Here is a 12,402-nt window from a genome sequence, read left to right as displayed (position 1 = left end):
CCGTCACGGGCAAGGCTGATAAACTGGGTCGCACAAGGAGATTCCATGAGCCAAGCCAACGAAGAAAACCTGATCTGGATCGATCTGGAGATGACCGGCCTCGACACCGACAACGATTCGATTCTCGAGATCGCCACGGTGGTTACCGACAAGAACCTCAACGTGCTGGCCGACGGCCCGGTCTTCGCGATACGCCATGAAATCGACCGGCTGGAATCCATGGACAGCTGGAACATCAACCAGCATCACAAATCCGGCCTGTGGCGCCAGGTGCTGAACTCGCAGACCGACCACGCGATGGCCGAGCAGGCCACCGTGGAGTTCCTGCGCGCCTGGGTGCCGCCAGGCAAGTCGCCGATGTGCGGCAACTCGATCTGCCAGGACCGGCGCTTCATGCACCGGCAGATGCCGCGGCTGGAGCGCTATTTCCACTATCGCAACCTCGACGTGTCCACGTTGAAGGAACTGGCGCGTCGCTGGGCGCCGGAAATCGCCAAGAGCGTGGGCAAGGAATCGGCGCACACGGCGTTGTCCGACATCCGCGATTCCATCGCCGAGCTGCGCCATTACCGGCGCTACATGGGCGAGCTGGGCGGCACGGGCGGATGAGCCCGCGGGCAGCAGGGCACGGCGCGGAGACATCAGCATGACGAACGAATGGTTTGCACCGGTACTGGACTGCGCCGGTCGCGCCCTGTCGCTGGATCGCCCGCGCGTGGTCGGCATCCTCAACCTCACGCCTGATTCGTTTTCCGACGGCGGCATCCACGCCAGCGTGGACGACGCGGTGGCGCACGGCGTGCGCATGGTCGAGGAGGGCGCGGACATGCTCGACGTGGGTGGCGAATCCACCCGTCCCGGCGCCGACGAGGTCTCCGTCGAGGAGGAGTTGCGCCGCGTGCTGCCGGTGATCGAGCAGCTGGCGGCGCGCACGACGGTGCCGATCTCCATCGACACCTCGCGCCCGCAGGTGATGCGCGCGGCGGTGGCCGCGGGTGCGGGCATGATCAACGACGTGTACGCGCTGCGCCGCGACGGGGCGCTGGAGGCGGCAGCCGAGCTGGGCGTGCCGGTGTGCCTGATGCACATGCTGGGCGAGCCGCGCAGCATGCAGGACGCCCCGCATTACGACGACGTCGTCGCCGAGGTGCATCGTTTCCTCACCGATCGCCTGTTTGCCTGCGAGCTGGCGGGCATCGACCGGCGCAAGGTGGTGGTCGATCCCGGCTTCGGCTTCGGCAAGACGCTGGAACACAATATTGCGTTGCTGTGCGCACTGGATCGTTTCACCAGCCTGGGCAGCGGGGTGTACGCCGGTCTCTCGCGCAAGCGCATGATCGGCACCCTGACCGGCCGCGCCACGCCGGCCGATCGCGCGGCCGGTTCGGTGGCCGCGGCGCTGATCGCAGTGCAGCGTGGTGCCCGCATCGTGCGTGTGCATGATGTGTTGCCCACGGTCGATGCGCTGGCGGTATGGAGTGCGGTGCAGGCAGCCGACACGGTGCCGCGCCGGGACGATCGTCCGGCGGCGCCGCGCTGGCCCGACGACGATTGAAACGCCCGACTCGACGCGATCCCTTTCTTTCTCGGAATACCACGATGACAGAACGCAAGTATTTCGGCACCGACGGCATTCGCGGCCTGGTCGGGCAGTGGCCGATCAGCGCCGATTTCATGCTGCAGCTTGGTCGCGCCGTGGGCGCCGTGCTCGGGCGCGAGGGCGGCGAGCGGCCCACGGTGCTGATCGGCAAGGACACGCGCGTATCAGGCTACATGTTCGAGGCCGCGCTGGAGGCCGGGCTGGTGGCGGCCGGTGCCGACGTCGGCCTGCTCGGTCCGATGCCTACGCCGGCCGTGGCGTTCCTGACGCGCTCCATGCGTGCCCAGGCCGGCATCGTGATCAGTGCCTCGCACAATCCGCACCACGACAACGGCATCAAGTTCTTCTCCGCGGCCGGCGAGAAGCTCTCCGATGCGGTGGAACTGGCGATCGAGGCTGAACTGGAGGCGGCGTTCACCACGGTCGCCTCCGAACGCCTGGGCAAGGCCGTGCGCGTCGCCGATGCGGTGGCCCGCTACGCGGAGTTCTGCAAGGCCACGGTAGCCGAGGATTTCAGCCTGCGCGGGATCAAGCTGGTGCTCGACTGCGCGCACGGCGCCACCTACCAGGTCGCGCCGAAAGTGTTTGCCGAACTGGGCGCCGAGGTGGTGGCGATCGGCGACAAGCCCGATGGCTTCAATATCAACGATGGAGTGGGTTCGACCCATCCGGAGGCGTTGCAGCAGGCGGTGCTGGCGCATGCGGCCGACCTGGGCGTGGCGTTCGATGGCGACGGCGATCGGGTGATCCTGGTCGATCGGCATGGCGAACTCGCCGATGGCGACGACATCCTGTTCATCCTCGCCCGGCACCTGCGTGCGCAGGGCCTGCTGGCCGGTCCGGTGGTCGGCACCCTGATGAGCAATTTCGGGTTGCAGCAGGCGCTGGACGACCTCGGCGTGCCATTCATCCGCGCCAACGTCGGCGACCGCTACGTCATGCAGCAACTGCAGCAGCACCAGGGTGTGCTGGGTGGTGAAACTTCCGGCCACATCCTTTGCCTGGACCGGGCCAGCACCGGCGACGGCATCATCGCAGCGCTGGCCGTGCTGGAAGCACTGACGCACGCCGGCCATGACCTGGCCAGCGCGCGCCAGGGGCTGCAGAAGTTTCCGCAGGTCATGCTCAACGTGCGCGCCGAGGGTGCGCGCGAGTCGCTGCGGAGCGACGCGGTGCGCGCTGCATTGGGCGAGGTCGAGCGCGTCCTGCAGGGGCGCGGCCGGGTGGTGCTGCGCGCTTCGGGCACCGAGCCGGTGGTACGGGTCACGGTCGAGGGCGCCGACGCGGACGAAGTGCGGCAACTGGCGGATCGCCTCGCCGGAACGGTAAAATCCGCCGCCGAACGCTCGTGAACCTGAGGTAGTACCGGGTCGCCATGGATTGGCCCGACGTGCCCCGCCCCCTGCGGTGGCGGATCAATCGACCGCACGACCCTCCAATGGACGTTCACCCATGAAGCACGTTCCCACCCTCGACATCCGCCGTTACGACAGCGACCGCGACGCCTTCGTCGCGGAAATCGGTGCTGCCTACCGCGAATTCGGTTTCTGCTGCATCAGCGGCCACGGCATTGCACGCGAGCTGATCGACGGCTCCTACGACGTGTTCCGGCGTTTCTTCGCGCTGCCCACCGAAACCAAGATGAAGTACCACGTGCCGGGCAGCGGCGGTGCGCGCGGCTACACGCCCTTCAAGGTCGAGACGGCCAAGGACAGCCAGTACGCCGACCTCAAGGAGTTCTGGCATATCGGCCGCGAGATCCCGCGCGATTCGAAGTTTGCCGAGCTGATGCCGCCGAACCTCTGGCCGGCCGAGGTGCCCGACTTCAAGCGCTACGGTTACGGCCTGTACGAGGCGCTCGACCAGCTCGGCACGCGCGTGCTGCGCGCGCTGGCGCTGCACATCAGGCAGCCGGAGAACTTTTTCGAGGACAAGACCGACGTCGGCAACTCGATCCTGCGGCCGATCCATTACCCGCCGATCACCGACGAGAATGTGCCGAACGTGCGCGCCGGTGCGCACGAGGACATCAACTTCATCACTCTGCTGGTCGGCGCCAGCGCCGAAGGGCTCGAAGTGCTCACCCGCGAGGGCGAGTGGCTGCCGATCACCACCGAGGGCGACGCGATCGTGGTGAACATCGGCGACATGCTGCAGCGCCTCTCCAACCACGTGTATCCGTCGACCACTCATCGCGTGGTCAACCCGCCGAACGAGAACGCGCGCAAGCCGCGCTACTCGGTGCCGTTCTTCCTGCACCCGAACCCGGACGTGATGCTCGATCCGCTCGATTCCTGCATCACGCCGGACAACCCGCGTCGCTACGACACCTCGATCAGCTCGCACGAATACCTGCTGCAGCGATTGCGCGAGATCAAGCTGATCTAGGGCCGGGATGCGGGGCGCCCCGTCGGGCGCCCCGCGATGCCGTTGCTACTGGTTTTCCAGCGCGTGGGTGTTCTGCAGGTTGCGGCGGATGTCCTGTTCCAGGTAGTCGATCCAGCCGTTGTAGTTGCGATGGATGCTGCGCTGAGCGCCCTTCTCGCGATAGTTCAGGTTGGTGCTGCGCAGGTAGGTGAGGTTCACCGCCGCGGCGTCGTAGGTGATGCGGATGGTGGCGGTATGTTCGCGAATGTGCAGCGTGCTGAGGATGTCGCCGTCGGCAAGATTGTCCAGGGTCCAGCCGCGACCTTCGAGAGCATTGATGATGCTGGTCTTGACCTGCGCCTGGCTGACCCCGGCCGGCACGGCGATCGGTGCGGCGGGCTTCAGCGGCGCCGAAGTACAGGCAACGAGCGCCAGCGTGGCCAGAAGCACGAGTACCGTCCTTTTCAACAGTCGATCCATGAGAATTTCCCCTGTGTGGTGCAAGCGCGCGGACATGCGCCGCAGGATCATAGCCGACGAACGCAGGCGGTCCGCGGCAAGCTGATTCCGAAGGATTACGCCATCCAGAAGAACACGGCGGTCATGCGCTTGGCCGCCATCTCCAGTCCCCAGTACGCGCTGGCGCTGTGGATCAGGTTGGCCTTGTAGACCAGCAGCCGGTTCCAGCGGTGCGCCACGCGCACGTCTTCGACGAACGCATCCGGGCGCACGAAACGGTTGCCCAGGGCCTCGGCCAGGTTGCGATGCGGCGCCAGCACGATGTTGCCCCCGAGCTGGCCGCCGGGCATGCGTTGGCGGAAGAAACTGGTGCCGCAGTGGTCCGGCACGTCCGGGTTGAGGTAGAGCACGGCGGCGTAGCGACACAGGTGCGAGGAATCGGTGTGCGGCTTCACCGAGCCTTCGACCGAGCCGACGACCTGCACGCAATTGTGGTTGAGCCGGGTGCCGGCTTCGCTCTGCTCGACCCAGACCCTGGCCGCACCGGTCAGTGCGCAGACTCGCGCATCCAGTGCCGCCAGTTCCCCATCGAGCAAGGCGGGCATGGCCCGCATGCCGGGCCAGACTTCACCCGTGTGCGGGTAGCCGAGTTCCCAGTCGGTGCGGGCCAGGCAGCGTTCGCGCACTTCACCGGCATTCGCCAGGACATCGTCCACCACCCAGTAATCGCGGCCTTGTTGTGGTTTGCGATAGGGGAGCGGACGCATCTGCGTCGGCATCAGCGACATGTCAGTGGGTTTCCGTGTCGCGATAACGCGTGCCTTGCCGTGCCGACAGCCGCAGTGCCAATCGGTCCGGCATCAGCTGCAGCGCCGTCTTGATGAAACGGTTGATCCGGCCCGGGATGTAGACCGCGTCGCCACGCTCCACCGCGGCAATGCCCCGGCGCACGACCTCGTCGGCGGTCAGCCACATGTAGCCGGGCAGCTTGTCCATTTTTGCGCGCGTGCCGGTGACGTCGTGGAACTCCGACCAGGTGAAGCCCGGGCACAGCGCGCTGACATGGACGCCGCACGCGCTGTTTTCCAGTGCCAGCGCCTGCGAGAACTTGATCAGGTAAGCCTTGCTCGCCGCATACAAGGTGTGGCCGGCCGGCGCCGGAACATGCCCGGCCAGCGAGGCCACGTTGATGATGCGACCGTATCCGCGCTGGCGCATGCCGGGGAGCAATCGCCAGGCCAGCTCGGTGGGCGCGGTGAGCAGCACGCGCAGGAAATCGGCATGCACCGGCCAGTCATTGGCGTCGAACCTGCCGGGCACGCCGTAGCCGGCGTTGTTGACCAGCCAGTCCACCCGCAGGGCGCGTTGCTCCATGGCATGGCAAAGGTCCACCACCGCCGTCGGCTCGGCCAGGTCGCAAGACAGCACCGTGACCGTGGTCGAGTGCGTCGCGTGCAGTTCTGTCGCCAGCTCCTGCAGGCGCTCGGTACGGCGCGCGGTGACCACCAGGTCATGGCCCCGTGCGGCAAGCTGGCGGGCGAACGCCGCACCGATGCCGGAAGAGGCGCCAGTAACCAGGCTGAGCGGGCGAGCAGGTGTCATCGGTGTTCCCTGTGAGTGCCGCCGCGCGTGACCGGCCGGTTTGCCGATGTCGCGGGCGCTGGCTAAGCTTGCCGTTTTGACGGCTACGGAAGCACACCATGCGCAAGAAACTGGTCGCTGGCAACTGGAAGATGCACGGCAGTCGCACGATGGCCGCCGCGCTCGTCGACGAGCTTGCTGCCGCCAAGCCGGCGTCGATCGACGTGAACGTGTTCCCGCCTTTTCCCTACCTGGCCGAACTGGCCGCGCAGCACCGTGACAGCGGCATCGGCTTTGGCGCGCAGGATCTGAGCGAGCACGAAGGGCAGGGCGCGTTCACCGGCGAAGTGTCCGGCGCGATGCTGGCGGATGTCGGCGCGCGCTGGGTGCTGGTGGGCCATTCGGAGCGCCGGCAGTACCACCATGAGGACAACGAGCTGGTGGCGCGCAAGTTCGCCGCTGCACGCGCGGCGGGCCTCACGCCGATCCTGTGCGTGGGCGAAACCCTGCAGCAGCGCGAAGCCGATGCCACCGAAAGCGTGATCGCCGCCCAGCTGCAGGCCGTGCTGCGCAGCTCGGGCATCGCCAGTTTCGACACCGCGGTGATCGCCTACGAGCCGGTCTGGGCGATCGGCACCGGCCGTACCGCCACGCCGGAACAGGCGCAGCAGGTGCATGCGTTCATTCGTAGCCAACTGGAAACCGAAGATGCTACACTTTCCCGTCTGACCCGACTGCTTTACGGCGGTAGCGTCAAGGCGGCGAATGCCGCCGAGTTGTTCGCGCAGGCGGACGTGGACGGTGGCCTGATCGGCGGTGCCTCATTGACTGCTGCGGACTTCCTGGCCATCTGCACCGCCGCACACCAGGCGCCCCAGGGCAGCTAGTACACAGGCTCGAATACAAACCTATGTTCGTCATTTTCAGCGTGTTTTACATCCTGATCGCTGCGGCCATGATCGTGCTGATCCTGCTGCAGAACGGTGCAGGCGCGGATGCCGGTTCCGGTTTCGGCGGCGGCGCGTCGGCTACGGTGTTCGGCGCGCGGGGTTCGTCGACCTTCCTGACCCGCGCCACCGGCGTGCTGGCCGGGCTGTTCTTCCTGCTCAGCCTCGGCATGGGCATTTACCTGCATGCCAACGGCGCGCCACAGCCCGCCGGCGGCGGCCTGGGCGTGATGGCCGGTTCGACGGAACAGCCTGCACCCGCAGCGGCGACACCGCCGGCCGCAACCAACGGTTCGGAAGTACCCGCGGCCACGCCGGCCGCCGGCAAGGCCGTTCCGGCAGCGACGCCCGCCGCCACGAACGCAGCGCCGGCCCAGAGCCAGGGCGACGTGCCGCCGGCAAAGCCGTCGGAGCCAACAAAGCACTGAAGCAACACACCTGCCCAGGTGGCGGAACTGGTAGACGCACTACCTTGAGGTGGTAGCGCCGAAAGGCGTGGGGGTTCGAGTCCCCCCTTGGGCACCAACCCTGACCTTGGCCATCTGCGGCCAGGATCGCGAACAGCCGCCGCAAGGCGGCTTTTTCGTTCGATGGCTGCGTGGGCCATGGCGCTTGCATCTCGATCGTTCCAGGCATGTGCACGGCGAGTTTCCGCACAGCTTCCGTAGGATTGCACCGACATATCGGCAGCGATCTGGCGTGCCATCCTGCCTGCGTTTGCGGGGATGAGGGTTGGGGGCTGATGTCCGGCGTCATGCAAGGGGATGGCTGCATGCTGACGATTTCGCTGCGCTGCTCGGGATACGGCTGGAGCGTGTGTCGGCACGATGCCGCACTGTTCAGCCAGTTGCCGCTGCGGCAGGCGATCGAACTGGCGCGAACCGTTGCGCGTGACGAACACCGGCGTTCGCGCCAGCCGGTCCGCGTCGAGATGGCGGGTGCGCGCGGGCATGTCGTGCTGGCCCGTTTCGCGAAGGCGGTCGACGGTCAGGGGATGCATCCGGCCCTCGACACCCGCTGCACAGGGGCCTGATTGGCGGGCGCGCGCGGTCGGTGCAGTTCAGTGCAAGAATCTGTGCCGGCCGCTTGCAATGGGGTGGCGGCCGGCCTACTTTCAAACAACCCAACCAAGGAGGGCGTCACGTGATCAGTGTGGTCCTGGTGGACGATCATGAGCTGGTGCGCACCGGCTTTCGGATGATCCTGAAACAGCAGCCGGACATCGAGGTCAGCGGCGAGGCGGGCAGTGCGGAAGAAGGCTTGCGCCTGATTCGCAACCTGTCGCCGGACATCGCCCTGGTGGACGTGCACATGCCCGGGATGAGCGGGATCGAGCTCACCGAACGGGTGAACCGATCCAAGCTGTCGACCCACATCGTCATCGTGACCGTGGTCGACGACGCGCGTTTCCCCAAGCGCCTGCTCGATGCCGGCGCGCTGGGTTACCTGACCAAGGGTTGCAACGCGGACGAGCTGGTGGCGGCCGTGCGACAGGTGGCTGGCGGGCGCCGCTACCTGGCCCCGGCGGTGGCTCAGCAACTTGCGTTGGCCACGCTCGACGGCAGCGTCTCGCCGTTCGATGCGCTCTCCAGCCGGGAGCTGGAAGTGGCCATGATGCTGGTGCGCGGCAAGCCGCTCACGATCATCGGCGAGCAGCTCAACCTGAGCCCGAAAACCGTCTCCACCTACAAGCAGCGCCTGATGGAGAAGTTGCAGGTGGATCATGTGCTCAGCCTTGCGCATCTGATGACCGTGCATGGCCTGATCGACACGCCCAGCCATCACGTCGGCAATTGAGCGCGGTTCGGTCCGGCTGACCGCCGGTACCGGATTCCGGGCACAAAAAAAACCGGACTCGCGTCCGGTTTTTTCGTTTCGACACCAGGCTGAATCAGCCGTGCGATTCACCACTCGAACGACCGTCCTCCGGCCGCGGCTCCGCTCGCGGTTTGTCGGCTTCGCTTGCCTGGACGTGAGGCGTCGCGTTGCCGGATGAGGCGAGCAGGTCGCCCTGCTTGGGCAACGATGCGGCGACCGGTGCCTGCGCGTGGGTCGTCGGGCCCGTCGATGGCTCAAGCGGTGTCGCGGCAGGCGTGACGACAGGCGCCGCCGGCGCGGTGGTCGGCCGAACGGTGTCGGCAGTGTCGGCCGCTGGGGTGGTCGGCGTCGGAGTTGCCAATGGCGCGGCCACCGGTGCCGCAGCGATTGCCACGCGAACCGGCGATTCGGTCGGCCGCGGGCCGGCGGGCAGGCTGGATGCCCCCGTCTGGGCCACCGCCGGTTCCGGGCGGAGGGACGTCGCATCACCAGCGACGCGATCAGCATGGCGCGGCAGCGGCGACTCGACCCGAACCTGGGTATCGGTACTGCGCGGTGGCGTCGCGGCAGCGGACAGGGTGGCCTGGACCGGCGCCGGTTCGGCATCGGTCGATGGCGCAGCGGAATCGGGGATCGGCGGCAGCGTCGGCAGGATGAAGCTGGCGGCGGGCAAGGCAACAGCCGGCTTGTCCATGGACTTGTCGGAAGGCACGGTGCCGGTCGCCGAGAGGATCTTGTCGGTTGCCGGTTCCCGCGCGCTCGTCGGTGCAGACGACGAAGGTGCGGTCACGGCGGAGATGCCGGCAGGGGCCGGAGCGTGGTGCGACTCCGTCTCCTTCGATGCTGCGGCCAGCGCATCCGGCGTCGCGGCGGGACGTGGCGTGCGGCGCGCAGCGGCGGTCACGGTGTCGGCGGTAGCCGGCGCCTTGCCGGGCTCGTCGCGGTCCTCGTCGTCCAGCGCTTCGGCTTGCGTCGAATCCAGCGAACCGTCGACGGCGGTCGTGTCGTCATGACGGCGACGGCGACGGCCGCCACGGCGGCCGCGGCGGCGACGCGACGTGCCGGCATCACCCTCGGCTGCCGAGTCGGTCGGATTCTCGTTCTCGCCCGGCGCCGTCGGAACCACTTCGGCGGCACCGGCGGCGAGCAGGGCTGCGGCCTTGGCAGCCTCATCCGTTGCCTCGATGGGCGCGCGCTCGGCACGCTCGGGGCGCGGCGCCCGCTCCGGACGCGGCTGTTGCGGTGCGCGTTCGGGGCGTGACGCGGCGGCGGACTCGACGGCCGGCGCGGGCCTGGCCGGCCGCTCGGCACGCGCGCTCTGACTCTGCGGCTGAGCGGGCGAACGCGACGCCGCTTCGTTGGTGCGTTGGCGATTGTTGCGCGCTTGCTGCTGGGCGCCGGACTTCTGGCTTTGCGGCGATGGCGAGTCGCGGCGCGGCTGGCGGGCGGATGATGCCTGCGTGCCATTCGTGCCGCGCGTGGCGTTGCGCGGACCGTTCTCCTCGCGGCGATTGCGTGCGCTGCTGGTCGGTGCCGGGGCGGGCGTGGGCGCGGCGGCTTCGGCATTGCGGAACCAGCCGAACAGGCGCGAGAGAAGGCCGCCGGTCGGAGCGGCGACGGCAGCACGCGGGGCAGGCATCGGGCGTCGCGGCGCCGGCTGCGTTGCCGCCACCGGGGCCGGCACTTCCTCGCGCACCGGGGCAGGGCTGCCCGGCACGATGCCGCTCACGGCGGGCTGCTCGCCGCTGCCCAGGGTCTGGCCCATCTTCGGCAAGTCCGTGGCGGTCACGGCGGTGAGCATTTCGTAGCTGGGCTTGCTGTGCTCGCCCATGTCCGCTTCGCGGATGCGCTGGATCTCGATGTGCGGGGTCTGGAGCTTTTCGTCGGCGACGATCATCACGTGCACCTTGTGGCGCAGTTCGATCTCCACCACGCTGGCGCGCTTTTCGTTGAGCAGGAAATTGACCACGCTCGAAGGAGCCTGCACCAGCACCTGGCCGGTGTTGTCCTTCATTGCGTGTTCCTCGATCAGGCGCAGGGTCGACAGCGACAGCGATTCCACGCCGCGGATATGGCCGTGGCCTTCGCAACGCGGGCAGGTGATCTGGGTGGCTTCGCCGAGGCTGGGGCGCAGCCGCTGGCGCGACATCTCGAGCAGGCCGAAACGCGAGATCCGGCCGACCTGCACGCGGGCGCGATCGAGCTTCAGCGCTTCCTTCAGGCGATCCTCCACCTCGCGCTGGTGGCGCGGACTGTCCATGTCGATGAAGTCGATCACGATCAGGCCGCCGGCATCGCGGATGCGCGCCTGGCGCGCCACTTCCACCGCGGCCTCGCAGTTGGTGTTGAACGCGGTCTCCTCGATGTCGCTGCCCTTGGTCGCCTTCGACGAGTTGACGTCGATGGCGGTCAGCGCCTCGGTCTGGTCGATCACGATCGAGCCGCCCGACGGCAGCCGCACCTGGCGGTCGAACGCGCTTTCGATCTGCGTCTCGATCTGGTAGCGGGTGAACAGCGGGGTGTCGTCCTGGTACAGCTTGAGCTTGCGCAATGCGTTCGGCATTACCTGCTGCATGAACTCGCGCGCGTCGTTGAACAGCGGCTCGTCGTCGATCAGGATCTCGCCGATGTCGCTGCGCAGGTAGTCGCGCAGGGCGCGGATGAACAGCTTGGATTCCTGGTAGATCAGGAATGGCGCCTTCTGCTTGCCGGCCGCCTCGGAGATCGACTTCCACAGGGTCAGCAGGTAGTCCAGGTCCCACTGCAGTTCTTCGGCGTCGCGGCCCAGGCCGGCGGTACGCACGATCAGGCCGACGTCATCCGGCACGGTGACGTGGTCCAGCGCCTCCTTCAGCGCCTGCCGGTCCTCGCCCTCGATCCGGCGCGACACGCCGCCGGCTTTCGGGTTGTTCGGCATCAGCACCATGTAGCGGCCGGCCAGGCTGATGAAGGTGGTCAGCGCAGCGCCCTTGTTGCCGCGCTCTTCCTTCTCCACCTGCACGACCACTTCCTGGCCTTCCTTGACCAGCTCGCGGATGCTCGACTTGTGGTGGTCGAGGCCCGGCGTGAAGTACTCGCGGGAGATTTCCTTCAGCGGCAGGAAGCCGTGGCGCTCGGCGCCGTACTCGACGAAGCAGGCCTCGAGCGAAGCCTCGACCCGGGTGATTCGGCCCTTGTAGATATTGGACTTTTTCTGCTCCCGCGAAGGGATTTCGATGTCCAGGTCGTACAGGTTCTGGCCATCGACAATGGCCACGCGCAACTCTTCACGCTGAGTCGCGTTGATCAACATGCGTTTCATGGTGGTTATCCTCGGCTTGGCCGCGCGTCGCGAGCCACGGTGGCGCCTGGAATGGCGGCCTGCCGGGAATCGCGCCGCAGCGGTTAAGCGGCAAAAAAACGGCACCGTTGCCGGTGTCGGGGATGATTCGGTCAGCTGCGCCTGCTGTCGCAATGCCGTATGGCAACGGACAAACACCAGCCCAAACCGTTACGATGAAAGGGAGCCGCGACCGGCTACCCCAAGGGCAACCGGCGCAATCCTCGCCGACGTCACGGGCGGGCACTCCACCCGATCCAGGCAACAGACGGATGGAAACCAGCGCCCGGCGAGTATCCTATCTAAGCAGG

Annotated in this window: 12 protein-coding genes and 1 tRNA gene; 9 read left to right on the top strand and 4 right to left on the bottom strand. The window is 67.4% G+C overall.

Features of this window, described 5'->3' with window-relative positions; translation table 11 throughout:
* The first annotated feature begins 45 nt into the window (after positions 1-45).
* The 4 genes from orn (at position 46) to ACVCL3_RS03435 (ending at position 3,988) form a co-directional block, all read left to right on the top strand.
* On the top strand, positions 46-609 hold the full coding sequence (gene orn, locus ACVCL3_RS03450; protein ID WP_395118278.1) for an oligoribonuclease: 564 nt from the start codon (positions 46-48) through the stop codon (positions 607-609).
* A 37-nt stretch (positions 610-646) separates the two neighbouring features.
* On the top strand, positions 647-1,555 hold the full coding sequence (gene folP, locus ACVCL3_RS03445) for a dihydropteroate synthase (RefSeq protein ID WP_447100442.1): 909 nt from the start codon (positions 647-649) through the stop codon (positions 1,553-1,555).
* 44 nt (positions 1,556-1,599) lie between these two features.
* Complete coding sequence (gene glmM / locus ACVCL3_RS03440; RefSeq protein WP_395118282.1) at positions 1,600-2,952, top strand: phosphoglucosamine mutase; 1,353 nt, start codon at positions 1,600-1,602, stop codon at positions 2,950-2,952.
* 100 nt (positions 2,953-3,052) lie between these two features.
* Entirely contained in the window at positions 3,053-3,988 is a 936-nt protein-coding gene (locus ACVCL3_RS03435) for an isopenicillin N synthase family dioxygenase (RefSeq protein WP_447100441.1), read from the top strand.
* Positions 3,989-4,033: 45 nt separating this feature from the next.
* On the opposite strand, the gene ACVCL3_RS03430 is transcribed toward ACVCL3_RS03435, so the two are convergent.
* From ACVCL3_RS03430 to ACVCL3_RS03420, 3 genes are all read right to left on the bottom strand, one after another.
* The gene (locus ACVCL3_RS03430; protein WP_395118285.1) at positions 4,034-4,447 is read right to left on the bottom strand and encodes a hypothetical protein; all 414 of its coding nucleotides are present in this window, start codon (positions 4,445-4,447) and stop codon (positions 4,034-4,036) included.
* Between the two features lie 95 nt (positions 4,448-4,542).
* Positions 4,543-5,214, bottom strand: a complete 672-nt coding sequence (locus ACVCL3_RS03425; RefSeq protein ID WP_447100440.1) for a DUF6445 family protein — start codon at positions 5,212-5,214, stop codon at positions 4,543-4,545.
* A 1-nt stretch (position 5,215) separates the two neighbouring features.
* Complete coding sequence (locus ACVCL3_RS03420) at positions 5,216-6,028, bottom strand: SDR family NAD(P)-dependent oxidoreductase (protein ID WP_447100439.1); 813 nt, start codon at positions 6,026-6,028, stop codon at positions 5,216-5,218.
* Positions 6,029-6,126: 98 nt separating this feature from the next.
* Here ACVCL3_RS03420 and tpiA point away from each other — a divergent pair, with 98 nt between their 5' ends.
* The 5 genes from tpiA (at position 6,127) to ACVCL3_RS03395 (ending at position 8,751) form a co-directional block, all read left to right on the top strand.
* A complete protein-coding gene (gene tpiA / locus ACVCL3_RS03415) occupies positions 6,127-6,894 on the top strand; it encodes a triose-phosphate isomerase (protein ID WP_447099004.1) in 768 nt (255 codons plus the stop codon).
* Between the two features lie 23 nt (positions 6,895-6,917).
* Positions 6,918-7,382 (top strand): preprotein translocase subunit SecG, encoded by a 465-nt coding sequence (gene secG, locus ACVCL3_RS03410; RefSeq protein WP_395118293.1) that lies wholly within the window; start codon positions 6,918-6,920, stop codon positions 7,380-7,382.
* Between the two features lie 12 nt (positions 7,383-7,394).
* Positions 7,395-7,479 (top strand) — tRNA-Leu (locus tag ACVCL3_RS03405).
* A 247-nt stretch (positions 7,480-7,726) separates the two neighbouring features.
* Positions 7,727-7,987, top strand: a complete 261-nt coding sequence (locus tag ACVCL3_RS03400) for a hypothetical protein (protein WP_447100438.1) — start codon at positions 7,727-7,729, stop codon at positions 7,985-7,987.
* 110 nt (positions 7,988-8,097) lie between these two features.
* Complete coding sequence (locus tag ACVCL3_RS03395; protein ID WP_447100437.1) at positions 8,098-8,751, top strand: response regulator; 654 nt, start codon at positions 8,098-8,100, stop codon at positions 8,749-8,751.
* A 94-nt stretch (positions 8,752-8,845) separates the two neighbouring features.
* Here ACVCL3_RS03395 and ACVCL3_RS03390 read toward each other — a convergent pair whose 3' ends face one another.
* Positions 8,846-12,073: an Rne/Rng family ribonuclease gene (locus tag ACVCL3_RS03390; RefSeq protein WP_447100436.1), complete on the bottom strand. Its 3,228-nt coding sequence runs from the start codon at positions 12,071-12,073 to the stop codon at positions 8,846-8,848.
* Positions 12,074-12,402: the final 329 nt, after the last annotated feature.

Source organism: Rhodanobacter sp. UC4437_H4, assembly GCF_052978425.1.
Note: the sequence above shows the minus strand (reverse complement) of the source record. Positions and strands in the feature narration are given on the sequence as shown.